At 32.9% G+C, this 25,086-nt stretch carries 26 protein-coding genes and 1 tRNA gene; 9 read left to right on the top strand and 18 right to left on the bottom strand.

Features of this window, described 5'->3' with window-relative positions; genetic code table 11:
* Positions 1–136 precede the first annotated feature (136 nt).
* The 5 genes from pyk to IW20_RS06375 form a co-directional block, all read right to left on the bottom strand.
* On the bottom strand, positions 137–1,567 hold the full coding sequence (gene pyk / locus IW20_RS06395) for a pyruvate kinase (protein ID WP_035620036.1): 1,431 nt from the start codon (positions 1,565–1,567) through the stop codon (positions 137–139).
* 5 nt (positions 1,568–1,572) lie between these two features.
* The gene (locus IW20_RS06390) at positions 1,573–2,061 is read right to left on the bottom strand and encodes an IPExxxVDY family protein (protein WP_035620033.1); all 489 of its coding nucleotides are present in this window, start codon (positions 2,059–2,061) and stop codon (positions 1,573–1,575) included.
* A gap of 114 nt (positions 2,062–2,175) precedes the next feature.
* Positions 2,176–2,916, bottom strand: a complete 741-nt coding sequence (rnc, locus tag IW20_RS06385; protein ID WP_035620031.1) for a ribonuclease III — start codon at positions 2,914–2,916, stop codon at positions 2,176–2,178.
* A 7-nt stretch (positions 2,917–2,923) separates the two neighbouring features.
* Positions 2,924–4,177 carry a beta-ketoacyl-ACP synthase II gene (gene fabF, locus IW20_RS06380; protein ID WP_035620027.1) on the bottom strand — a complete coding sequence of 418 codons (1,254 nt, stop codon included), beginning with the start codon at positions 4,175–4,177 and terminating at the stop codon, positions 2,924–2,926.
* A gap of 193 nt (positions 4,178–4,370) precedes the next feature.
* A complete protein-coding gene (locus IW20_RS06375; RefSeq protein ID WP_007137004.1) occupies positions 4,371–4,607 on the bottom strand; it encodes an acyl carrier protein in 237 nt (78 codons plus the stop codon).
* Positions 4,608–4,782: 175 nt separating this feature from the next.
* Here IW20_RS06375 and purN point away from each other — a divergent pair, with 175 nt between their 5' ends.
* Both purN and rnhA read left to right on the top strand, forming a co-directional pair.
* Positions 4,783–5,349, top strand: coding sequence for a phosphoribosylglycinamide formyltransferase (purN, locus tag IW20_RS06370; RefSeq protein WP_035620023.1), 567 nt, complete (start codon positions 4,783–4,785; stop codon positions 5,347–5,349).
* Between the two features lie 222 nt (positions 5,350–5,571).
* Positions 5,572–6,054: a ribonuclease HI gene (rnhA, locus tag IW20_RS06365; protein ID WP_035620021.1), complete on the top strand. Its 483-nt coding sequence runs from the start codon at positions 5,572–5,574 to the stop codon at positions 6,052–6,054.
* A 58-nt stretch (positions 6,055–6,112) separates the two neighbouring features.
* On the opposite strand, the gene IW20_RS06360 is transcribed toward rnhA, so the two are convergent.
* On the bottom strand, positions 6,113–6,460 hold the full coding sequence (locus IW20_RS06360; protein WP_035620020.1) for a DUF6249 domain-containing protein: 348 nt from the start codon (positions 6,458–6,460) through the stop codon (positions 6,113–6,115).
* Between the two features lie 128 nt (positions 6,461–6,588).
* Between IW20_RS06360 and IW20_RS06355 the strand changes: the two genes are divergently transcribed.
* From IW20_RS06355 to IW20_RS06340, 4 genes are all read left to right on the top strand, one after another.
* Positions 6,589–7,209 carry an RNA polymerase sigma factor gene (locus tag IW20_RS06355; protein ID WP_051885604.1) on the top strand — a complete coding sequence of 207 codons (621 nt, stop codon included), beginning with the start codon at positions 6,589–6,591 and terminating at the stop codon, positions 7,207–7,209.
* 34 nt (positions 7,210–7,243) lie between these two features.
* Positions 7,244–7,642 (top strand): hypothetical protein, encoded by a 399-nt coding sequence (locus IW20_RS06350; protein ID WP_035620018.1) that lies wholly within the window; start codon positions 7,244–7,246, stop codon positions 7,640–7,642.
* A 202-nt stretch (positions 7,643–7,844) separates the two neighbouring features.
* Positions 7,845–8,768: a PfkB family carbohydrate kinase gene (locus IW20_RS06345; RefSeq protein ID WP_035620015.1), complete on the top strand. Its 924-nt coding sequence runs from the start codon at positions 7,845–7,847 to the stop codon at positions 8,766–8,768.
* Positions 8,769–8,858: 90 nt separating this feature from the next.
* Positions 8,859–10,757, top strand: coding sequence for an amidophosphoribosyltransferase (locus IW20_RS06340; RefSeq protein WP_035620013.1), 1,899 nt, complete (start codon positions 8,859–8,861; stop codon positions 10,755–10,757).
* A gap of 509 nt (positions 10,758–11,266) precedes the next feature.
* On the opposite strand, the gene IW20_RS06335 is transcribed toward IW20_RS06340, so the two are convergent.
* The 4 genes from IW20_RS06335 to IW20_RS06320 all read right to left on the bottom strand — a co-directional run bounded on the left by IW20_RS06335 (position 11,267) and on the right by IW20_RS06320 (position 14,744).
* Positions 11,267–11,875: a superoxide dismutase gene (locus IW20_RS06335; RefSeq protein WP_035620012.1), complete on the bottom strand. Its 609-nt coding sequence runs from the start codon at positions 11,873–11,875 to the stop codon at positions 11,267–11,269.
* 140 nt (positions 11,876–12,015) lie between these two features.
* Positions 12,016–12,642, bottom strand: coding sequence for an aminoacyl-tRNA hydrolase (gene pth, locus IW20_RS06330; protein ID WP_035620011.1), 627 nt, complete (start codon positions 12,640–12,642; stop codon positions 12,016–12,018).
* Positions 12,643–13,071: 429 nt separating this feature from the next.
* Positions 13,072–13,683 (bottom strand): 50S ribosomal protein L25/general stress protein Ctc, encoded by a 612-nt coding sequence (locus IW20_RS06325; protein ID WP_035620009.1) that lies wholly within the window; start codon positions 13,681–13,683, stop codon positions 13,072–13,074.
* 119 nt (positions 13,684–13,802) lie between these two features.
* On the bottom strand, positions 13,803–14,744 hold the full coding sequence (locus IW20_RS06320) for a ribose-phosphate pyrophosphokinase (RefSeq protein ID WP_035620008.1): 942 nt from the start codon (positions 14,742–14,744) through the stop codon (positions 13,803–13,805).
* Between the two features lie 227 nt (positions 14,745–14,971).
* Here IW20_RS06320 and IW20_RS06315 point away from each other — a divergent pair.
* Together IW20_RS06315 and IW20_RS06310 are read left to right on the top strand one after the other, a co-directional pair.
* Positions 14,972–15,051 (top strand) — tRNA-Leu (locus IW20_RS06315).
* Positions 15,052–15,260: 209 nt separating this feature from the next.
* Positions 15,261–15,695: an SRPBCC family protein gene (locus IW20_RS06310; RefSeq protein ID WP_240478463.1), complete on the top strand. Its 435-nt coding sequence runs from the start codon at positions 15,261–15,263 to the stop codon at positions 15,693–15,695.
* A 21-nt stretch (positions 15,696–15,716) separates the two neighbouring features.
* Here IW20_RS06310 and IW20_RS06305 read toward each other — a convergent pair whose 3' ends face one another.
* The 8 genes from IW20_RS06305 to metG form a co-directional block, all read right to left on the bottom strand.
* On the bottom strand, positions 15,717–16,196 hold the full coding sequence (locus IW20_RS06305; RefSeq protein WP_035620007.1) for a hypothetical protein: 480 nt from the start codon (positions 16,194–16,196) through the stop codon (positions 15,717–15,719).
* A 355-nt stretch (positions 16,197–16,551) separates the two neighbouring features.
* Positions 16,552–17,070, bottom strand: a complete 519-nt coding sequence (locus IW20_RS06295) for a ferritin (RefSeq protein WP_035620004.1) — start codon at positions 17,068–17,070, stop codon at positions 16,552–16,554.
* 236 nt (positions 17,071–17,306) lie between these two features.
* A complete protein-coding gene (locus IW20_RS06290; protein WP_035620001.1) occupies positions 17,307–18,443 on the bottom strand; it encodes an OmpA family protein in 1,137 nt (378 codons plus the stop codon).
* Positions 18,444–18,608: 165 nt separating this feature from the next.
* On the bottom strand, positions 18,609–19,238 hold the full coding sequence (locus IW20_RS06285; RefSeq protein ID WP_035619998.1) for a chloramphenicol acetyltransferase: 630 nt from the start codon (positions 19,236–19,238) through the stop codon (positions 18,609–18,611).
* Entirely contained in the window at positions 19,238–19,945 is a 708-nt protein-coding gene (locus IW20_RS06280; protein ID WP_035619995.1) for an HAD family hydrolase, read from the bottom strand. Before IW20_RS06280 ends, IW20_RS06285 begins: the two co-directional genes overlap by 1 nt.
* Positions 19,946–20,210: 265 nt before the next feature.
* Positions 20,211–21,098 (bottom strand): DMT family transporter, encoded by an 888-nt coding sequence (locus IW20_RS06275; RefSeq protein ID WP_035619992.1) that lies wholly within the window; start codon positions 21,096–21,098, stop codon positions 20,211–20,213.
* 174 nt (positions 21,099–21,272) lie between these two features.
* The gene (locus IW20_RS06270; protein ID WP_035619989.1) at positions 21,273–21,548 is read right to left on the bottom strand and encodes a hypothetical protein; all 276 of its coding nucleotides are present in this window, start codon (positions 21,546–21,548) and stop codon (positions 21,273–21,275) included.
* 231 nt (positions 21,549–21,779) lie between these two features.
* Positions 21,780–23,837: a methionine--tRNA ligase gene (metG, locus tag IW20_RS06265; RefSeq protein WP_035619986.1), complete on the bottom strand. Its 2,058-nt coding sequence runs from the start codon at positions 23,835–23,837 to the stop codon at positions 21,780–21,782.
* Positions 23,838–24,312: 475 nt separating this feature from the next.
* On the opposite strand from metG, the gene IW20_RS06260 reads away from it, so the two are divergent.
* Positions 24,313–24,540, top strand: a complete 228-nt coding sequence (locus IW20_RS06260) for a CDGSH iron-sulfur domain-containing protein (RefSeq protein WP_035619983.1) — start codon at positions 24,313–24,315, stop codon at positions 24,538–24,540.
* The last annotated feature ends 546 nt before the right edge of the window (positions 24,541–25,086 follow it).

The raw sequence follows: 25,086 nt of genomic DNA, 5'->3' as shown, positions 1-25,086 counted from the left end.
AAGGTTGTTTAGCTTTTGATTATTTGATGTTTATGAGTTAAGAAACAAGATGTCTTGCGAAATTAATTTTGATATAAAAAAAATCCGTCAAGTAGAAACTACAAGACGGATTTAATATTTTTGAAAAGAAATAAGATTATTCTACTTCAGTAACTCTCATGGTGTTTACCATTCCTTTATCTTTAATAGGCATTGCAGCAAGGTTAATTAAGTAGTCACCTTTTACAACATATCCTTTATCTTTTACGATTTGATTTACATCAGTTACAGTATCATCAGTACTTACATCTTTGTCATAGTAGTATGATTTAACTCCCCATAAAAGACTTAATTGAGTTAAGATTCTTCTGTTTGAAGTAAATACTAAAATATGAGCAGATGGTCTCCAAGCCGAAATTTGGAAAGCAGTATAACCGCTATTTGTTAATGTACAAATTGCTTTAGCTTTGATAACGTTAGCCATAAGCGCAGCTTGCTGACAAATTGTTTTAGTAATAAAACGTTTTGTTTTTATTTGTGGTGTGTTTTGTGGAACATGAATTAGCGGAGAGTCTTCAACAGCTTCGATAATTTGTGTCATTTTCTGAATAACTTGTACTGGGTAGTTTCCTGCAGCAGTTTCTCCAGAAAGCATTACAGCATCAGCACCATCCATAACAGAGTTTGCAACGTCGTTTACTTCTGCACGAGTTGGAGTTAAACTAGTAATCATAGTCTCCATCATTTGTGTTGCCACAATTACAGGAATACGAGCAGTTTTTGCTCTACGGATTAATTCTTTTTGAACTAATGGTACTTCATGAGCAGGAAGTTCAACTCCTAGATCTCCACGAGCAACCATTAAAGCGTCACAATAAGCAACGATTTTATCCATATTCTCTAATGCTTCTGGCATTTCGATTTTAGCTACAATCGGAATTTTATAATCAGAATGTTTAGCAATTAACTCTTGTAAGTCTTGTAAGTCACGTGGTGTTTTTACAAAAGAAAGAGCTAACCAGTCTACTTTTTGCTCAATAGCAAAAATTGCATCTGCAATATCTTTTTCTGTCAATGCAGGTAAAGATATTTTAGTATTAGGAAGGTTTACACCTTTTTTAGATTTTAATTCACCACCTTGAATAACTACAGCGGTAACTTCTGATTTTTTATCAGTTGTAAGGATTTCAAAGATAAGTTTTCCATCATCCAATAAAATACGCTCTCCAGGATTAACATCATTTGGAAAGTTTTGGTACTTCATGAAAACTTTTTTTGCAGTACCTATAATATCTTCTGCAGTAGTAAAAGTGATGATATCACCATCGTTTACTACAACTCCTTCTTCCATTACTCCTACACGAAGTTTAGGTCCTTGTAAATCTCCGAGTATTGCCGTGGTATAACCAAACTCTTCGTTAAGTCCTCTAATAATGTTGATTTTCTCTTTTACTCCTTCGTAATCTGCATGCGAAAAATTAACTCTAAACACATTAACACCTGCTTCGATCATGTCCTTGATGATCTCTCTAGTTCCACATGCAGGCCCAAGTGTGGCTACAATTTTGGTTTTTTTGTTTGTAAGCATTTCTATTAAAAAATTAAATTGTTTTTTGATTTTATTTTATTTGTATCAACTATATAAACCGTTGAGATGGTATCAATGGTATTTAATATTTGTTGTATTTTTAATATATCGAAAGCTTCCTCACTCTTTTCAATTTTTAAAAAATAATCAACTTTTTTAAACTCAGGTAGTAAATACACTTTTGTGGCGACTTCCATCGAAGTGTCTGAAAATAAATCCTGACTGTCATTTGGTGTATTCTGAATGACTTCATTCTTATTCTGAATCAAATCCCAATAAAGTTCTTTTTCTTCATCGTAATAATCAAATCGTGAAAAATGAGTCTCACCTTCTTTCACATTAATTTGGATTTCATTTTTACTTTTACTCAAAAGAACTGGGAAGTTTTGATTGATAAAATAAGCCAATCGATAATCTTCCATTGAAGTATGTATGGCAATCAAATTATAATCAATTTCATCAAATTCGCCTAATTCTAATTTATGAATAGCCATTTCCTGAAAAAATAAGTTGTAAATATACTATTTCTATTGCTGGTTCAATAGTTAAGATTGGTATGTTTTTGTTAATTTATAAACGAAAACGATATAGTTTTAAGAAAATCAGTTTTATTTCTTGTCCATTTTTTCTTGAAATGCAAAATACGCACGTTGAGACGCTTTTTCTTCTGCTTTCTTTTTGGAAGTAGCTCGCGCTCTTGCGACTACTTTATCGTCAATACTTAATTTGACGCCAAATAAACGTTCTCCACCAATGCCATTATCCTCAAAAATATCATAATGAAATATCTTTTTCTCTTTCTGGCACCATTCAATAACCAAGCTTTTGTAGCTTATTACTTTTCCCTCAAGTCGGGTAATATCTACGTATGGGCCGATTACGCTACTTTGGATAAATTTTTCGCAAAAAGAATATCCTCTGTCAAGATAAATGGCTCCAATAAGTGATTCAAAAATGTTACCATGAATGTTTTCTCCAAAGTGTTGTAAAGGCACTTTGCTTTCTATAAAACGAGCTAGATTAAGGTCTTTTCCTAGTTCGTTCAGATGTTCTCTACTTACGATTTTAGAACGCATCTTGGTCAGATAACCTTCATCTCCAGCAGGAGCTTTATTAAAGAGATGTGCTGCAATTACAGCACTTAGCATTGCATCTCCAAGAAATTCTAAACGTTCGTAGTTAATAGGGTTTCCATTCTCATCCAGTCTGTTAGAAGAGCGATGAGTAAAGGCTTTCTTATAAAATTCAATCGAAACTGGTGAAAATCCAAGTATTTTTTGAATAGAATCAAAAAAAATCCCGTCTTCTTGAGAACGGGATTTTGAAAATATTTTTTTGAAAATACTCATAAGAAAATTAGTCAACTAATTTTTTAAATAAAACACAAGCATTATGACCTCCAAAACCAAAAGTGTTACTCATAGCAACATTAACTTCTCTTTTTTGAGGTTTGTTTAGTGTTAAATTCAATGAAGGATCTATTTTCTCGTCAGCAACCGTATGATTGATTGTTGGAGGAACAATACCGTGTTTCATGGCAAGTATAGAAGCAATTGCTTCGATAGCACCAGCAGCACCAAGTAAGTGTCCAGTCATAGATTTTGTAGAGTTGATATTGATGTTTTTGGCATGATCACCAAAAACAGCACTAATCGCTTTTAATTCAGCAACATCTCCAAGTGGAGTAGATGTACCGTGCGTATTAATATGATCAACATCTTCAGGATTCATACCAGCATCACGTAATGTGTTTTTCATTACAGCAATTACTCCAATTCCTTCCGGATGTGGTGCTGTTAAGTGGTATGCATCAGATGACATTCCGCCACCGCCAATTTCGCAATATATTTTTGCTCCACGTGCTTTAGCGTGTTCGTAATCTTCAAGAACTAATGCACCAGCTCCTTCACCTAAAACAAAACCGTCACGAGTAGCATCAAAAGGTCTTGAAGCAGTCTCAGGACTATCGTTTCTGGTTGATAAAGCATGCATAGAGTTAAAACCTCCCATTCCTGCAATTGTAATAGCAGCTTCAGAACCACCAGAGATGATAATATCACACATTCCTAAACGAATGTAGTTAAAAGCATCAATAAGTGCATTGGCAGAAGAAGCACAAGCAGAAACAGTTGTATAATTTGGTCCCATATAACCATTTCTCATAGAAATGTGTGCAGGGGCAATATCAGCAATCATTTTAGGAATAAAAAACGGATTGAATTTTGGTGTTCCGTCTCCTTTAGCGTAGTAAATAACTTCTTCTTGAAAAGTTTCTAAACCACCAATTCCAGCTCCCCAGATAACACCAACTCTTTGTTTGTCGACGTTGTCATCTGTAAGTCCAGCATCTTTTATAGCTTCGTCACTTGCAGCAACAGCATATTGAGCGAATTTATCTAATCTACGTGATTCTTTACGATCCATAAAATCTTCGATGTTGAAGTTTTTTACTTCACAGGCAAATTTCGTTTTATGTTTCTCTGTATCGTAATACGTTATTGGGGCAGCACCGCTTACTCCATTAATAAGCGCGTTCCAATAATCCTGGATGTTATTCCCAATAGGGGTAAGTGCGCCTAATCCTGTTACAACAACTCGCCTTAATACCATAAATAATGTGTTTTATTAGCTTTAAACAAATAAAACCCACGCTTTCTTGATTGTATTATATTACAAAAGAGCCATGGGTATTACAATATAAATATATTTTTTTGATTGAAAATCAACCCAAAATTTAAATTTTTATAAAAAATAATAACACCCGACCTTTTATAGTTTATAAAAAAAATCGGGTGGGAATTTATTATTTTTTAGCTTCTTCGATATAAGAAATAGCTTGACCTACAGTAGCAATGTTTTCTGCTTGATCGTCTGGAATTTGAATATCAAATTCTTTTTCGAATTCCATAATAAGCTCAACAGTGTCTAATGAGTCAGCTCCTAAATCATTAGTGAAGCTTGCTTCTGTTACAACTTCGTTTTCGTCAACACCTAATTTGTCTACGATAATCGCTTTTACTCTTGATGCAATGTCTGACATAATCTTTAATTTTAGAATTTAATTTGTTGGCAAAAATAAAAAACTTTATTTTAAAACCACGATTTAGTTAATAAATGTAACACTAATTTATAAAATTTATTTCAACAAAGGGGTTCGAATGTTATTTATTTTGGTTTTTTATTCCGTTTTTTGCAAAAAATAAATTAATTCGAGTATGAAAAAAATTATCGTTTTTGCCTCAGGTTCAGGTAGTAATGCTGAAAATATTATAAAATATTTTGCAAAGAGTCAAATTGCAAATGTGGTTTCGGTGTTTACCAATAACGCTAATGCGAAAGTAATTGAAAGAGCCAAAAACCATCAAGTTGAGGTCGAAATTTTCACGAAAACTGAATTAATTGACGGTAATGTACTACAAAAAGTAAAAAATATCGATCCCGATTTGATCGTTTTGGCTGGTTTCTTGCTTCAATTCCCAAAAAACATTATCGAGGCATATCCTAATAAAATAATTAACATTCATCCTGCGCTATTACCTAATTATGGCGGGAAAGGAATGTATGGAATGCACATTCACAGAGCAATAGTCGAAAATAAGGAAAAAGAGACAGGAATAAGCATTCATTATGTAAATGAGAATTACGATGAAGGAGCAATTATTTTTCAGGAAAAAGTTGCTTTAGCCGATACAGATACAGCAGAAGATGTTGCTGCTAAAATTCATGAATTAGAGCAAAAGCATTTTCCAGAAGTAATTGATAGATTAATTAGACTGGCTTAGACTTCTTAGATTTTTAGACTTTTAATTGGGATCATAAATTTTATTCCGGATTTAAAAAAGGAATTGAATTGATGTTTTGGTATGAATTTTTAAGTTATCATAAATGAAGCTAATTGTTTAATGATGCAATACTCGAACAGTCTAAGAAGTCTAATAATCTAAGAAGTCTAAAAGCGAAGCAAGTCTAATATCTAAGTAGTCTAACAATGTAAGAAGTCTAAAATGAATCAACACGAAGTACATATATATACAGATGGCGCGGCTAAGGGGAATCCTGGCAATGGAGGATATGGTGTTGTGATGGAATTGGTTGGAACACCACACAAAAAAGAATATTATGAAGGATTCCGTCTTACGACCAATAATAGGATGGAGCTTTTGGCTGTAATAGTAGGGCTTGAAAAACTTAAAAAACCAAATATGAAAGTTCTGGTTATTTCAGATTCAAAATATGTGGTGGATTCTGTTCTGAAAAAATGGGTTTTTGGGTGGGAGAAGAAAAAATTTGTTGGGAGAAAAAATCCTGATTTATGGAAACGATTCTTGGTTATTTATAGAAAACATCAAGTAGATTTTAAATGGATTAAAGGGCATAATAATCACCCTCAAAATGAACGTTGTGACGAATTAGCAGTCATGGCTTCCATGCAAAAACAACTTTCGATAGATGCTTATTATGAAAATATAGGTTCTAAAGAAGCATAAAAAAAACGTGTCAAAAAATATATTTTCTTGACACGTTTTTTTTAGAAATAAACAGAACTTAGTCTTTGTTTAAATTTTTAGATTGGTTGAATCCAACAAGTAAACCGATTCCTGCCATTGTAAAAATAGTAGAAGGATAAACTGCACCATCTTGTAGCGAGGTATAAGTTGTAATAAGTAAAGCTAAGAAAATTCCAATTCCACTTCCTATTAGTAAAAACGCAAAATTTAGAATAAAAACTTTCCATATAGGAATACCATTGTTTTTTCCTTGTGCAAAGATACTTGCATCTATGCCTTTTTCTATGAGAGCTAAACGTTCCCTGTTTCTGGTTGAGTAAATAAGATAGACAATTCCGAAGATCATAAGGAAGAGACTAATCGGTATTAAAATTTGTGAACCCATAATTTTATAATTTAATTGATTGATATTCCATATGACGAAAGAAGTTTAACGAAGGTTACAGATTTTACTAAAAAAAAATATTTTAATTTAGTTGTAACCTTAATGAGTTTGTTGTCGTCATATGGAATATGGATAAAGTAAATGATCAGTATTATATCAATCAGATTCTTTTAGGTGAAACTAATATGTTTGCAGTATTAGTTGATCGTTATAAAGACCTGATATTTACTTTGGCCATAAAGATGGTGAAAAATAGGGAAATAGCCGAAGAAGTTTCTCAGGATACTTTTATTAAAATTTTTAATTCCCTGAATAAATTTAAAGGAGATTCTAAGTTTTCGACCTGGATTTATAAAATTGCTTACAACACTTGTCTGGATTATTTGAAAAAGAATAAAAAAGAAGAAAACCATGTTGTTATTGATGAGCTTAAAGGGCATTTAATTAAAACGACAGACAATGCTTTAAGTGATTTAGAAGATCAAGAACGAAAACAGGATATCCAGAATTGTTTAAATTTGTTACCAAGTGAAGAAAGTTTTTTATTAACACTCTTTTATTTTGAAGACCAAAACTTGAACGAAATTGGTAAGATTATGGATATTAGTGCTAATAATGTCAAAATAAAATTATTCCGGAGCAGAAAAAAACTTGCTGTTATTTTAAAAGAGCGATTAGAGCCAGAAATATTAGATTATTATGAAATTGGTAAAATTTCAGAGCAAACAAAAAGTGAAGAATGTCGATAACATATTCCGTTAAAAAAAGAAATAGTATCTACGTATGAAAGAGAGCGATAAATATTACGAAAATCTAGTTGACAAAGTAATGGCAGAAACTACTTTGCAAAAACCTTCTGCTGATTTTACTTCAAAAATTATGTCTCAAATATTAATTGCAGAGAAAAATAAAGCAATAGTGTATAAACCGCTAATTTCTAAATCAGTTTGGGTTTTAATTTTTGGATGCTTAATTGCTTTTGTTGGTTATGCAATTTTTGGAATAAACGTGAAGGAAGATGATTCGGTTGTAGGTGATTTGCTGTATTCTAAAATGGAGAATATAACTCCTCTATTTCAGTTTTCAAAAAATACCTCGTATGCAGTTTTAATTGTAGTTTTAATGGTCTTAATTCAAATACCATTATTAAAGAATTATTACGATAAAAGATATAGATTCTAAATCGTGTTTTTTAGAATTTTCTGGTTTATTTATTCTTATAAATGTAAGAAATATTCCAGTATTTTTACTGTGTAAGTGTTTGGTTTTTAGGGTGTTTTGTTGCGGTATTGTGTTTTATTTTTTATGAAAATTTTGATACAATCAATCGTTGCAACTCTGAAACTTATAAAGTATCTTTGCACCTTAATTCGAAATTCATAAAATGAATAAATTACTGATTGTCGGAACAGTTGCTTTCGATGCTATTGAAACCCCATTCGGGAAAACAGATAAAATATTAGGTGGTGCAGCGACATATATTGGTTTGTCGGCATCGTTTTTCAACCTTCAATCGGCTATTGTTTCTGTAGTTGGAGATGATTTTCCTCAAGAACATTTAGATTTATTAACGTCAAGAAATATTGATATTTCTGGACTTGAAATCGTAAAAGGTGGGAAAACTTTCTTTTGGAGCGGACTTTACCATAACGACCTGAACTCAAGAGATACATTAGCAACTGAACTTAATGTATTGGCAGATTTTCAGCCTAAAGTTCCACAAAACTTCAAAGATGCTGATGTTGTAATGTTGGGTAATTTACATCCTCTTGTACAAAGCAGTGTTTTAGATCAGATGGAATCTAAACCAAAATTAGTAGTTTTGGATACGATGAACTTTTGGATGGATTGTGCTTTACCAGAATTACTAGACGTTATAAAACGTGTTGATGTAATTACAATTAATGATGAAGAAGCAAGACAACTTTCTGGTGAATATTCATTAGTTAAAGCTGCAGCAAAAATTCATACTCTTGGACCAAAATATGTGGTAATCAAGAAAGGAGAACACGGAGCATTATTATTTCATGATAAAGAAGTGTTTTTTGCACCAGCATTACCTTTAGAAGATGTTTTCGATCCAACTGGAGCTGGAGATACTTTTGCAGGAGGTTTTGCAGGGTTTATTGCGCAAAGCGAAAATGTTTCTTTCAAAAATATGAAGAATGCGGTAATCTACGGATCAAATTTAGCTTCTTTCTGTGTAGAGAAATTTGGAACTGAAAGAATGGTTGCCTTAGATAAAAACGAAGTAGTTGCGAGATTAGAACAATTTAAATCGCTAACTCAGTTTGACATAGAACTATAAAGAATTAAAGCCTCGTTCACGGGGCTTTTTTGATTTTGCTATTACAAAGAACAATACAAACTACAACAACAACACACAAACACAAATACAATGAGCGACGCTTTAAAACACGAATGTGGTATAGCTTTGGTTAGACTTCTTAAACCGCTTGAATATTACAAAGAAAAATACGGAACAGCTTTTTATGGGGTGCAAAAAATGTACCTTATGATGGAAAAACAGCATAACCGTGGACAAGATGGAGCTGGTTTTGCAAGCATCAAACTTGATGTTGAACCAGGACAACGATACATAAGTAGAGTACGTTCTAATCATGCACAACCAATACAAGATGTTTTTAAACAAATAAATGAGCGTATTAATGAAGAGATGACTTCACATCCTGAATACGCAAATGATGTTGCAAAACAAAAAGAAAATATTCCATATATAGGAGAGTTGTTTTTAGGACACGTTCGTTATGGAACCTTTGGTAAAAATAGTATCGAGAGTGTACATCCATTTTTACGTCAGAGTAACTGGATGCATCGTAACCTTATTTTGGCAGGTAACTTTAACATGACCAATGTTAAAGAGCTTTTCGAAAATTTGGTAGAGCTAGGACAACATCCTAAAGAAATGGCGGATACAGTTACAGTGATGGAAAAAATTGGTCACTTTCTTGATAAAGAAGTTATGTCATTGTATCAGGATTGTAAACAAGAAGGGTATTCTAAAAGAGAAGCTTCTCCTGTAATTGCAGATCGATTGGATATTGGGAAAATATTAATGCGTTCGGCTAAAAATTTAGATGGAGGATATGCAATGGCTGGTTTATTAGGTCATGGTGATGCTTTTGTTTTTAGAGATCCAGCGGGAATTCGTCCTGCTTATTTTTATCAAGATGATGAAGTAGTAGTTGTAGCGTCAGAAAGACCAGTTATTCAAACAGTTTTTAATGTACCTTTTGATAGCGTTCAGGAAATTGAGCCTGGAAATGCATTGATCATTAAGAAAAACGGTAAAGTTTCGATGGAAGAAATTTTAACGCCAACAGTTAAAAAAGCATGTTCGTTTGAAAGAATCTACTTTTCTAGAGGTAGTGACGCCGAAATATATCAGGAACGTAAAAACTTAGGTAGATTAATTTTGCCTGCAGTTTTAAATGCAATTGATAGTGATACAGATAATACCGTTTTCTCTTATATCCCGAATACGGCTGAAACCTCTTTTTATGGTTTGGTCGAAGCGGCACAAGATTTTTTAAATCAGAGAAAAAACAATTATATAATAGCTAATAGAAATACGCTTACTGCCGAAACGTTGCAAGAATTACTTGCTGTAAAAATACGTACTGAGAAAGTGGCTATTAAAGATGCTAAGTTAAGAACCTTTATTACAGAAGATAGCAGCCGTGATGACCTTGTGGCTCACGTATATGATGTAACTTATGGTGTAATTAAACCAACCGATAATTTGGTGATTATCGATGATAGTATTGTTCGTGGAACTACGCTTAAAATGAGTATCATAAAAATGATGGATCGTTTAAATCCTAAGCGAATTGTAATTGTATCATCGGCACCACAAATTCGTTTCCCTGATTGTTATGGAATCGACATGGCAAAATTAGAAGGACTTGTAGCTTTTAGAGCAGCATTAGAATTATTAAAAGAACGTAATCTATATCATATTGTAGATGAGGTTTATGCTAAATGTAAGGCGCAAGAAAATTATTTGGATAGTGATGTTGTAAATTATGTTACAGCTATTTACGATAAATTCGAACCACAAGAGATTTCAGATAAAATTGCTGAAATGTTGAGTTCGCCAGAAATAAAAGCCGAAGTGAAAATTATTTTTCAAACGGTAGAAGATTTACATATTGCTTGTCCTAAGAATCTAGGAGATTGGTATTTTACGGGAGATTATCCTACTCCAGGAGGAAATAGAGTAGTGAACCGTGCTTTTATGAATTTTTACGAAGGAAAAGACGCCAGAGCATATTAAAAAGCATAACAAAAGGTTAAAAAGTGCATTTCATCGGTTTTTTTTGCCGTTTATCCTAATTGTTTGGTAAAAATGCACTGCTAACATACTTTTGAAAGACCATAACATTAGTAGGTTAAGTTTATGGTAGATTTGGGGCAAAAAGGGTGGAAGCAATTCCACCTTTTTTATTGGAATCAAGTCAAGGAGAAGAACTTAAAAAGGTCTCCTTATAGTAAAATAAGTCTAATCAACGATTTTTTTTGTAGTTAAACAGAAATATTTGGTATAGCTACAATGTCACCATACATTTGATGAACCATAACATTAGTAGGTTAAGTTTATGGTAGATTTGGGGCAAAAAAGGTGGAAGAGATTCCACCTTTTTTATTTTTTCTTATGAAGAGAAAAGAATAAAGAACATAGAAAAAAGATTGCAGATTTAAGGACAAAGAGAATTTGAAAATTAAACATAAAAAAAGACGGACAACATTTAAGTTATCCGTCTTTTTTCTTTACTCTATTTTCGACTATTTGTCTAAAGCATATCTTCTAGCAACTTCAGTCCAGTTAATTACACTGAAGAAAGCTTCGATATAATCTGGTCTTCTGTTTTGGTAGTTTAAGTAGTAAGCATGTTCCCAAACATCCATTCCTAAAATTGGAGTTCCTTCACATCCTACTTCTGGCATTAATGGATTATCTTGGTTTGGTGTTCCACAAACGTCTAATTTTCCTCCTTTAAGTACGCATAACCAAGCCCATCCAGAACCGAATTGTGTTGCACCAGCTTTAGCAAACTTAGCTTTAAATTCTTCAAAAGATCCAAAAGAAGCTTCGATAGCTGCTAATAAATCTCCTGTAGGTAATCCGCCTCCGTTTGGTGACATTACTGTCCAGAACAAATTGTGGTTATAGTATCCACCACCGTTGTTACGAACTGCAGCGTTTTTTTTATCTAAATTAATTAAGATGTTCTCGATTGTTTTTCCTTCTAAATCTGTTCCTGCAATTGCTGCATTAAGATTTGTTGTGTAAGCATTGTGATGTTTTGTATAGTGGATTTCCATTGTACGAGCATCAATATGTGGTTCTAATGCATCATATGCATAAGGTAATTGTGGTAATTCAAAAGCCATAATATTATTGTTTTATGATTTATAATTAAATTTAATCCAAATTTATACATTTAAGTTTGGAATTGAAAATAGTATTTGACTATAATCGAATTAAATTCATTGATGATTTGATTATCTAGCACTTATATTTTCAGGAATTCTTACTTTCCGTTATAAGTTGTCATTGTATTTTCGAGTCCCGCAGTTCCGAAGGATTTAATTATTTCGGATGCTACTTCAAGGCGTTCAGGTAATTTAGCTTTTTCGGTTTCATCCCATTCGCCTAATACGTAATCTACTTGTTGACCTTTTTTAAATTCATCGCTAATTCCGAATCTAAAACGGGTGTATTGTTGTGTGTTTAAAACCAGGTTGATATTTTTAAGTCCGTTATGACCTCCATCGCTTCCTTTTGGTTTAATACGAATTGTACCGAACGATAGATTAAGATCATCGGTAATTACCATGATGTTTTCTAACGGAATATTTTCTTTGTCCATCCAATACTTTACTGCTTTTCCGCTAAGGTTCATGTAAGTATTTGGTTTTAAAAGTAAAAAGGTTCTTCCTTTAAATTTGTATTCAGCAAGAGAGCCTAGTTTGACGGTTTCGAAAGAGATGCTTTCTTTTCGTGCCAAAAAGTCGACTATTTTAAAACCTATGTTGTGTCTTGTATTTACGTATTCTGCGCCAATGTTGCCTAATCCTACGATTAAAAATTTCTTCATATAATCTGATTTCTCTTCTGTTTTTGTTGATGAAAACAGGTTTGTTATCCATTTTATCATTTTACAAAAGTAAGCTTAATTAGATAATGGGGCAATTGGATAATTATAAAATGTGCTAATTAAGGAATGTGTCAATTAGATAATTTGAAAATGTGATAATTAGGTAGTTTCTTTTTTTGTGGCTTTATAGCACAAAGAGTGCTAAAGGAAAAAGAATGCAGATTTAAACGAATGATTTTAACCGCAAAGTGTGTTAAGATTAATGTAGAGGTGGCAAGAGGAAAAGAGAATCTAGATTTTGGTGTTTTTACTCATAATCTTAGAACCTTTGCAGCTTAGTAGTTTAGAACCTTATGAAAAATAAAAGATATAGCGAATAGCAGGAGGTTTAGGTTGTTTGAAATCGAGAAGTTTCTGCTCCTGAAAAATATTGAGCAAAAAAAAACACCAGTTTTGCAACTGATGTTTTTTGTAATTGTTTGAAAAAAATTATTTTTTCTTTCCTTTTGCAGGAGCTTTTGCAGCTTTTGCAGCCTCTTGAGCAGCTTTCATAGCAGCACGAGAGATTCTTACTTGAGCAACAACAGTGTTGTCTGGGTGCATAATTTTGTATTCTGGAGAACCAACTTTAGTAACATATAATTTGTTACCCATTTCAAGTGGAGTAATGTCAGCTTCAACAAAATCAGGAAGATTTTTAGGTAAAGCTTTTACTTTTAATTTACGAGAGTTTAAACGTAAAACACCTCCAGAAAGAACACCTTTAGATGTACCAACAATTTTCACAGGAACTTCCATTGTGATTTCTTTATCATCAAATAATTGGAAGAAGTCAATGTGTAAAATTTTGTCAGATACAGGGTGAACCTGAATGTCTTGCAAAATTGCATTGAATGATTTTCCTTTTCCAAGTTCGATCACAACTGTGTGAGCGTTTGGAGTGTAAACCAAGTTTTTGAATGCCGCAGCGTCCGCTGAGAAATGTACTGCCTGATTTCCTCCGTATAACACGCAAGGAACCGCTCCAGCATTACGTAAGGCTTTAGTTGACACTTTGCCCACGCTTTCTCTTTCTGATCCTTTAATTGTAATCGATTTCATTGTAAAAAAAATATAGTTATTAATAAATATTCTTGTTTTTTAAAGCTTTAGGCACAAGGCTTTGGGCTTTTAATAATGAGTAACAACGCTTATGGCTTACGGCCTAAAGCTTATGGTTTCTACATTATAAATTTTCCACTAATGGAATTGTTGTGGTGCACCATGTGCATAACTTCAGCAAAAAGAGGTGCACAACTCAACACTCTTATTTTCTTTGATTCCTTTTTTAGCGGGATTGAATCGGTAACGATTAATTCGCTTAATTTAGAATTTTCTATTTTCTCATAGGCATCCCCAGAAAGAATAGCATGTGTACAAATAGCTCTAACACTCAATGCTCCTTTTTCGATCATTAAATCGGCTGCTTTCGCTAATGTACCACCGGTATCGATCATGTCGTCTACCAATATTACGTTTCTGCCTTTTACTTCACCAATTAATTCCATGGTGTCGATAATATTGGCAACTTTTCTTTGTTTGTAACAAATCACTACATCTGATTCTAAAAATTTAGAATAAGCATAAGCTCTTTTTGAGCCTCCCATATCTGGAGAAGCGATTGTTAAATTCTCCAAACCTAAACTTTCTACATATGGTAAAAAGATTGTTGAAGCAAAAAGATGATCGACTGGTTTCTCGAAGAATCCTTGAATTTGATCTGCATGCAAATCCATTGTCATAATTCTTGTTGCTCCTGCAGCATCTAATAGATTGGCTACTAATTTAGCTCCAATCGGTACTCTTGGTTTGTCTTTTCTATCTTGTCTAGCCCAACCAAAATATGGTATTACTGCTGTAATATGTCTGGCTGATGCACGTTTAGCAGCATCAATCATAAGTAACAATTCCATCAAATTATCTGCTGTTGGAAATGTCGAACAAACAATAAATACACGTAACCCTCTGATAGACTCTTCATATGATGGCTGAAACTCGCCATCGCTATAAGTTGACATTGTAACCTTACCTAACGGTATTCCGTATTGCTCCGCAATTTTTTCGGCAAGATAAACACTTTTTGAACACGCAAAAATTTTAGCTTCTGGTTCTAGGTGTGACATTATAATTTGTTGTTTTGTAGTTAGTTGTGTGTACGTCGTTTTAACGAGGTGCAAATTTATAAAATTTATTGAAGACTGAAAGTAAAAATTTAAGTATTTTGTTAGAAAATGTAAAATATTTTTATAAATTTGCACCGTGTTAAAGGAACAAGGGGTTATTATAACGATAAAAACTGTTCTATTGCGTTAAAATAATTGATTTATTTAATTGTTTTTTCGTCTGCTAAGCCCGGATGGCGGAATTGGTAGACGCGCTGGTCTCAAACACCTGTGGGAAACCGTGCCGGTTCGACTCCGGCTCCGGGTACAAAAACCTCTTCGAAAGAAGAGGTTTTTTTTGGTTTTAGACAGTTTTTGTTTAAACTAATTTTACCGTTTCATTATTTTTTAAAGCCTTTTTTTAAGTTATCTAATAGATTTAATTGGTACTGTTTAAATGCACTTTTATTTTAAATACGTTCTTTGTCAGAGGTATACAAAACTTTTTAACTTTGTGTTTGTAAAATATAATCAGTTATGAAAATGGAAAAGATCGAGCACATCAATTATATCAAATCACCCATTACAGAAGTTTACAAAGCATTAACAACACAAGAAGGACTTGGTGCTGTTTGGACAGAGGAATTAATTGTTAAGCCAGAATTGGGTTTTATCAATGAGTTTAACTTTGGCGATGATGATAACACAAAAATGAAAGTAGTAGAGTTGGTTCTAAATCAAAGAGTATTATGGGAATGTGTAGAGTCAGATCCAGAATGGGTTGGAACGAAGATATCATTTGACTTATCAGAAAAAAATGGAGTAACATCAGTTGTTCTTAAGCATTTTGATTGGCGGGAACTGACCGAATTTTACCAATGGTGTAATTATAATTGGGCAATGTTCTTGTTAAGTCTAAAAAGTTATTGCGAGGATGGCGAAGGAACTCCTTATCAAAAACGTAAATTTTAGATCCAGATATTAAAGTAATTCTTATTTCTGGGAGTTTTTAATGTCTTTATATATAGCTAAGATTTCGGGATATGTCCAATAAATAGATGTATTTATGGAATACTTGGCATCATCTTCATCGACGAATTCTAAATGATAGATATATGGTCTTCTGTTACTTTGTTCTTTCAAGTAGATCTCAATATTATTGATAGTTAGAGTTTGTTCCCAATTTGTATTATACCTTAAGCCTTTAAGGATTATGGCTTTGTTGCTTACTTGGATTTCATTTATAAAAATAATGGCTTTTTTATATGTCTTTATAAAGCCATACAATCCTAGAGAAAAGAATAAACAGGAAATGAAAAATGGTATAAGTATAGGGTAATATACTTTGTCATAATTAGACATCTCAAATCCAAAGATGCGGATAAATATTCCAGAAATAATTAATAAGCCTAGATTAATTAGTATGAAGAAAAAATCTAGTCGATCTATAAAAGGGATATTTTTCTTTCTCATTTATTGAGTTTATGTATTGGGATGATTATTTGTTTGAACTTTATCATAAAAAAAATGCCCTCGATTAAGAGAGCATTTTATATATCTATAAATAGTGTTAAGCAACCTTTTTGATTAAATCAAACATAGGGCAACGACTACAACGCTTGTTCTCGCTTTTTTTGTATTTTTCGCAACAACTCGACTTGCAATTTTCAGCACGTTTAATTTTATCAAGGATATCTTTTTTCTTCTTTTTCTTTTTATCCTTTTTTTTGTCCTTGTCTTTAACCTTATCTTTCTTGCCCAATTTTCCTGTGAATTAAAAAACTGATGCAAATATAAGTTATTTTTATATATTCTAAATAAACTTTAACTATTTTGGATTAATTGCGATAGAACTTGTTACGGTTAATTGCTTAATATCACGGTCAAATAAGTATAAACCACCTTTATCATCGCCAATTAGGTTAATTTTATCTAGGATAGATTTAGCTGTAGCTTCTTCTTCAATTTGTTCAGAAACGTACCATTGTAAGAAGTTATGTGTAGCATAATCTTTCTCAGAGAAAGTAATGTGTACTAATTCGTTGATAGATTCAGAAACAAATAATTCATGCTTGTATAATTCTTCAAACATTTCTTTAAAAGTAGCGTAACTAGTTTTTGGTGCTTTAAGATCAGTAATTGTTGTTGCTCCTCCACGTTCGTTAACATAACGAACTAGTTTTAGCATATGTGCACGCTCTTCGTCAGATTGTGTGTACATAAATTCTGCAATTCCTTCTAGTCCGTGAGCTTCTGCCCAACAAGCCATAGATAAGTAAGTTTGAGAAGATTCTGCTTCTATGCGAATTTGCTTGTTTAGCGCTGTTTCTATATTTTTTGATAACATAATCGTGAGTTTTTGGTAAAGTTAAAAAAAATTAAGCAATCGAAGGAAGCCTTAATCTTCATTAGGAACAATTCAGATTCAGACTAAATACAATATCATTAGTTTGTTACTCATAGTAAGCTTTATACAATTATCGCAGGATGGAGAATTATATGATTTTAAATACAGATTTTCTGACGCATAAAAAAAGCCCTAAAAGACTAATCTTTTAGGGCTTGAGATTTTATTAAAATAAATTATCTTACTTGGAAAGTAACTCTTCTTGCTAATCTTCTAGCTTCTTCTGAGTTTTTCTCAATAGATGTATCAGCACCTTTTCCAACTACATTTAGTCTTGAAGATGAAATACCTGCTTTCTCTAAAATAGTTTTTACATTATTAGCTCTTAAGTTTGATAATTTGTCATTGTACTCTGACTTACCAACCTGATCAGCATAACCAATGATATCAAGAGAAACAGAAGGGTTTTTTCTTAAGTAAGTTAAAACAACATCTATTGCAGCTGTAGAATTTTCGATTGGAGTTGATTTGTTAAAATCAAAATAAACACTATAGTATTTATCATTAATCATTTCTTTTACAAGATCTTTTTCAGGTACTATTGGTGCAATTACTGCTTTTTCAACAATTACTTGTTTCTCAGGAATTTTATTAACCAAAGCTTCAAGGTTAGCTACTTTGTTCTCTAATGCAGAAACATCAGCATCTTGTGTAAGTACAACCCAGTCAGCATGCTTTTCATTTTTACCTAAGTAAATGTTTAAACCTACAGTACCAGTAAAAAGAAGTCCAGAAAAACCTCTCATGCTTCTGTCTCTTGTACCATCAAATGTAGCATCTTGGTCTGCCATAAGAAAAGTAGTAAAATCACCAGTTAAAGCAACTCTGTTAGTTAATTTAATCTGACCAGTAATACCTGCCATAAAATTACCTACCCAGTCTTGATCAACTGATCTGTTGCTTTCAAATCGACCTACACCAACACCAGCATGTCCTAATAAACCAATTGTATTAGTCCAAGATTCAAAATTCATGATTCTACCTAAGTTAGCAACTCCTTGCAAACCGAATCTGTAATATTTAGAGTCAAAGTCAAGAGAGTGTTTACTTGGTTCAAAATTGTTGTATCCCAAATCGGCTTTTAAACCAAATTTGTTATTAAACATGTATCGAGCACCTAAATTAACTGTATATGGGCTTATCGTAGTAGTAGAATAACCAGCAGCAAAAGGACGTTGTGGTTTGTTAAAACCTCCATCTAATTCTATAGACCATTTATTGTAATTATTGTCAGTCGTTTTCTCTGTTTTTGACTGTGCATGTAAGTTAGATGCACCTATTGCAAAAGCCAGAATGATTGTAATTTTTTTCATTTTCATTTGGAATTTTAAATTTGCCCAAACAAACAAAATTATCAGAAAATTCTGTATCCAAAAAAGGTATAAAAGTAATAAAATAAGACAAAAACAAAGAGAAGAAATTAAAGGAAAAAAGTCAGCTAAGTAGCTGACTTTTAGGTGTTATGATGTTTTTTATGATTAGGAGTTCATCAGTTTTTGAAAATAATCTATAAACTGACCAACATGTAAGGCGTCCATTAAGCCATGATGTACATGAATAGACATAGAAAATGTTCTTTTTCCAGTTTCAGAAACCATCATTTTTCCAAAGGAAATTTTAGGGCAACTATCTGGAAAAGTATAACTTCGGGCATGAGAAAGTGAAGTAAAATTAATCCATGGAATTGCCGAAAAATGAATGAGATTATCCTCATTAAATGTTCGGGTAAAAAGTCCCGTTGTATTTTGGATACGCTCAATTTCGGTCAAGGCAATTTGTTCAAATATTTTAAAATCTGGATTATACTCAATCAAGGAGAATCCAAAAGTACCATCCTCACGACCAATTGTTGCCGAGCCACTTATGCTGTCATATATATAAACTTGATCTTCGGCAATTCGATATCTAAAATTTTCGATAGCATTTACAGCAACTAATGTTTTGTGCAAATAATAAATAAAAAAAGAAGCGTTTAATTTCTTGGCATTCGCGTAAGCAATCGTACAATCAATCTCAACAGTTACTCCAAAAAAAGGCTCATCCATTTGCTTGAAAAACAGAAAATGTTCTTTTCTGTTCCAAGTTTCCAAATCCAAAAGGGTTTTCATTATAATAATTTATTTACTACTTCGGTTATTTTTTCAAAAGCGAAGAAGTTTTCGTGTTCTACTTTATGACTAATTTTTTCGTGTTCCCAAGTTGTATGAAACGGAATATGAACTGCATATCCTCCAATTCCTAAAACAGGTAAAACATCCGATTTTAAAGAATTTCCAATCATTAAGAATTCATCGGCTTTAATATCCAAACGTTTCAATAGTTTTTCATAATCCACTTCCTGTTTATCCGACATTACTTCGATATGGTGAAAATAATGCCCTAAACCAGAACGATGTAATTTACTGTGTTGGTCTTTTAAATCTCCTTTTGTAGCAACAACAAGTTTATATTTGCCTTGAAGCGCTTGTAAAGTTTCTTCAACACCATCAAGCAAGTCGATAGGTTTTTCAAGTAATTCTTTTCCGTATTCAATGATTTTTGCAATAACCTCGATAGAAATCGTATTATTCGAAATTTGTATCGCGGCTTCAATCATCGAAAGAATATATCCTTTAATTCCGTAACCATATAAAGATAGATTCTGAATTTCAGTTTTAAATAATTCTTGAGATAAACCTTGATGCGAAAGATAATCTTCCATCAACACACAAAATTTTTGTTCTGTTTCCTGAAAATAAGGTTCGTTTACAAATAAAGTATCATCGGCATCAAATGCGATTACTTTAAGTTTTGATATTTTGTCTTTATGTAACATTTAAAATTTTGTTTAAAGTTTGAAGTTTTCTTTGTTTAAAGTTTTTCACCACGAATTATTAAAAAATAATCTGCTGAATCAGCCAAATCTACGAGAACATTTTTTGATAAAAATTAAAAAATCCGTTTTTATCTGCGTTTTCGCATTAGCGAATCTGCGTCATCTGCGTTCTATTTTCGCATTCCTAGCTTTATCTCATAAATCTGCGTACTATTTTGCTTAACGAATTAATAAAGCTACACAAAATCGTGTGCTTTTCCCAATCTTAATTCTTAGAAAATAAATTTTTAAGCGTAATTGTTTTATCGTAAAATGTAATTCTAATTCCGAATAATAAAATAATTCCTCCAATAATCATTTGCAAAGTAATCATTTCATCCAGAAATAACCATGCCAGAATAGATGTTAACACTGCCTGACTCAATAAACTTAAAGAAACTCTCGTAGCGCGCATATGTTGTGTTGCATAACTTATAGAAAGCCAAGCACACAATTGGCAAATTACAGCCTGAAGCACCAATACAAACCAGCCAGTGTTTGAAAATCCGGTAAAAGGCTCATTTAAAAAATAACAAAGAATTCCTAAATAAATGCTTGATGCCAATAAGCTAATCGTCATAAACGATAAAACATCAACTTCCGAAAGTACATTTTTACTAACCAATAAATATATAGAGTATAAAATACCAGACAATACAGCTAAAAGAAAAGCGGAATCAAAACTTAGATTAATAAAAAAGCTGAATCCAACCAAAGTAATCATCCCAAATAATGCTACAACAGTTCCTATCCAGAAATTAGTTGCAGGTTTAGATTTTAAAAATAAAAACGAACCAATACCAACCCAAAGCGGAGATAAATTGGTAAGCAATGAAGCTTGCGTAGCACTCGATTCTTGTATGGCAATATTCCAAACGGCAACATCCGACCCGAACAAAACACCACAAAGTGCCGCTAGGATAACGAATTTAGTATTTGGGAGTTTGAAATTCTTTGTAAGAAGTACATAAGGTAAAAGTAAGCTTACAGCAATTGCCATTCTGTAAAAAGCCGAAATTAACCCTGGAGTCAAACGGAGTTTAATCAATATTGGGAAAATCGATATACAGAGTATTCCACAGATTAGGGCTAATCTTGGTTTTGTAATTTTCATTTTTAAAGTTTTTCAAGCCTAGTACAATATACTTAAATTAAGACTTTTAAATTATGCCTCTTGAAAAGAGTTTTTTTGAGCAAAAATACAGCAAATTAAAATTATTTGCGATGTGTTTAAAAGCAAAAAACGCGTGAATCAATTAAGAAATTCACGCGTTTTATTATTTTGATGTTAAGCACTAATAATTTTATTACAAGCTTTCTCTATTTGTTTATCCGAAAAAGGTTCCAACGCTTTGGCCAGCATCCGACTGGTTTTTATACAACCAATCATTTTAGTTCTGATATCGAGATTATTCCCAATTTCAGATTCTAGAATCATGTCGAATATTTCTACAAGATATTCAGGTTGGTTTCTAAATTCACCTTCAAGCCAAAGAGCCGAAAGGAAATTTGCCACCGATGGCATTACATCATTATATGATGGTTTTTGATTTTCTTTTGTCATAATCGAAAATATTAAACACACGAAACCCTCGCTTTAGATGTGACAAAATACCCGTAAGGATAGATTTCCCATAGTTTCCACAGGGACATCATGGCGAGGGAATCGCTTATGTTAATTTATAATATAGTTTCAGGATTGCTCCTTAAGGTATTTTGTCAATACAAACTTATAAATATAAATCGATTAAATAGTAATAAAACACAAGAAAATTCTTATGTTTTATTTAAGGGTTTAGTTTATCGTTTCTCCATTAGGAACATCAGCATCTGGGTTTACAAAAACCAATTTTCCTTCAGCATTTGTAGTCATCAAGATCATACCTTGACTTTCAACACCACGTAAAGCTCTTGGAGCTAAGTTTGCTAACACAGTTACACGTTTACCAACAATTTCTTCAGGAGTAAAGCTTTCAGCAATTCCCGAAACAATCGTACGAACATCAATTCCAGTATCAACCTTAAGAATCAAAAGCTTATTAGCTTTGGGCATTTTTTCAGCTTCAATAATTGTTCCTACGCGTAAATCCATTTTGGCGAAATCCTCATACTGAATTAAATCTTTCTGAGGTTCAGGTTGCTTGCTTTCAGCAAGATTAGCAGTTTTTGTAGCTTCCAATTTATCTATTTGTTTCTGGATTTCTTCATCTTCGATTTTAGCAAAAAGTAATTCTGCTTCTCCAATCTGGTGTCCAGCAGGAATTAAATCCGAAATTTCAGCAATGTCACTCCATTTTAGTTTATCTTCATTCTTTAATATTCTCGATAATTTAGCAGCAGTAAAAGGTAAGAACGGTTCAGATAAAATACTCAACGCAGCAGCAATTTGTAAAGCTACATACATCTGAGTTTTTACACGCTCCGGATTATCCTTCATAACTTTCCAAGGCTCTTCATCAGCAAGATATTTATTACCTAAACGAGCAACATTCATTAATTCGCCCAAAGCTTCACGGAATCTGTAACGCTCCACTGAGCTAGAAATAACAGCAGGATATGCTTTTAATTCAGCTAGAGTAGCTTCGTCAATCTCCATTAATTCATTAGGAGTAGGAATAAAACCGTCGTAATATTTATTAGTCAAAACCACAACGCGATTAATAAAGTTACCAAATACGGCAACTAATTCGTTGTTGTTTCTAGCCTGAAAATCCTTCCAGGTAAAATCATTATCTTTAGTTTCCGGAGCATTAGCTGTAAGTGCATAACGCAAAACATCTTGCTTCTCAGGAAAATCTTCTAAATATTCGTGTAACCAAACCGCCCAGTTTTTAGAAGTCGAAAGTTTATTTCCTTCCAAATTCAAAAATTCATTTGCAGGAACATTGTCCGGTAAAATATAACTGCCTTCAGCTTTAAGCATCGCAGGGAAAATGATACAGTGAAAAACAATATTGTCTTTCCCAATAAAATGAACGAGTTTCGTATCTTCATCCTTCCAGTATGGTTCCCAATCTTTACCCTCGCGAGCAGCCCATTCTTTAGTCGACGAGATATAACCAATTGGAGCATCAAACCAAACATATAATTTCTTTCCTTCAGCACCTTCCACAGGAACATCAATACCCCAATCAAGGTCACGAGTTACAGCACGAGGTTCAAGTCCGCCATCAACCCACGATTTTACTTGACCATAAACATTAGGTTTCCAATCATTTTTATGACCAACCAAAATCCATTCCGTCAAGAAATCAGTATATCTGTCTAGAGGTAAAAACCAGTGTTTAGTCGATTTTAAAATAGGAGTTTCACCAGTAATAGTCGATTTCGGGTTAATCAAATCAGTTGCATTAAGCGTAGACCCACATTTTTCGCACTGATCACCGTAAGCCTCTTCATTGCCACATTTAGGACAAGTTCCAATCACAAAACGATCTGCCAAAAACTGATTAGCCTTAGCATCATATAATTGTTCCGTAACCTCTTCAATAAAATCACCTTTATCATACAACGTTCTAAAAAACTCCGAAGCCGTATCATGATGAATTTTAGCCGAAGTTCTAGAATAATTATCAAAAGAAATTCCGAAATCGATAAAAGATTTACGGATAATTCCGTCATATTTATTAATTACCTCTTGCGGAGTAATACCTTCCTTTTTAGCTTTCATAGAAATCGCCACACCATGCTCATCGCTTCCGCAAATAAAAGCCACATCTTTTCCCTGCATACGTAAGTAGCGTGAATAAATGTCAGATGGCACGTAAACGCCCGCCAAATGGCCAATGTGTATCGGTCCGTTCGTATAAGGTAAAGCAGCAGTAATGGTATATCTCTTAGGATTTTGTAACATAAAATTGATTTTTATTTTTCTGATAAAGCCGCAAATAAACCGACTTTAGGTTTTAACATTATAAATTCTGTGCAAAAATAAGCAATAGAATCGAGTCCCGACGCTTCGGGATATTGTTTTTTATTAGGAGCTCCTTCCAGCTATCCACTTTATCTTTACTTGCCTAAAGAAGGCAAGCAAAGGATGCCGTTCCTATCTGGGCTAGAAAACACCAAGATTTATACATTATAAGTATTAAATATATAGCGTAGCAGAGTTACAAAGTAACCAAGCAATAATAACACTGTCGAAGTCTTGTAAAACCTTTACGAATCTCTGCGTAGCCTTTGCGCAACTTCGCGTAATAGCTAAGCACAACAACCTCATAAAGTAGAATTAATTTAAACTAAGCCTCCAATCCATAAAAACCATAAACCAATGCAAATCGTTCGGAATATATTTTGCAATCTTTGATGCAAAAAAAGAAAAGAACATTATGAGTAAGACTAAACTAATAATTAATAAAAACGGATCTATTAAGATAGAAGGTGATTTCGAAATCCTAGATTCAGAAGGAACAGTGTACGGATTACAAGGAAGAGCAGCATTAGGACTTTGCCGTTGCGGACTATCTATAAACAAACCTTTTTGCGATGGTTCACACCGTAACAACTTCGAGCACGATTCAAAAGCATTCGATTTGCCACCAATGAAAACGAGTTAAGAATTCAGTTCTCAAAAAGCTAATAAGAAGCCCTATCAAATTATGAGAGGGCTTCTTGTTTTTTGTACCTATATATAAGGAGAGTTTTTCTCCCTATATATATGAGTGGTATTTGGCTATACTATATATAGGATCAGATTTCTGCTACTATCAGGGCTAGGAGGTAAGATGGTTAAAAGGAATGAGCGTTATTTTGAGTATACTATAATATAGGTATGCATAATGGTTTATTTGGAGTGTCCAGGAGAAAAGAGATATGATTGTTTCTTTTAGATTGGGAAAGAAGAGGGTTTATATGATTGAGTTATTAATAAACGTGTGCTTTTAGTGAAAAACTCGTAATAGTGACACGTTTTAAAGAGGGTTTTTTATTGAAAACACAGCGGAGTTAAGAAAAATCTTAAAAATGCTAAATTTTGTTAAATTGTAATCTTTGTGTTATCAGAGAGTTAAGAAAAGAATAAAAAATAAACGAAAAATACTCAAGAAAAGGTGTTGTTTATCTAGATAAAGGTGGTAGTTTTGCACCCGCAACAACGACAAACG

Origin of the sequence: Flavobacterium hydatis (assembly GCF_000737695.1) — a bacterium.
GTDB lineage: Bacteria > Bacteroidota > Bacteroidia > Flavobacteriales > Flavobacteriaceae > Flavobacterium > Flavobacterium hydatis.
Note: the sequence above shows the minus strand (reverse complement) of the source record. Positions and strands in the feature narration are given on the sequence as shown.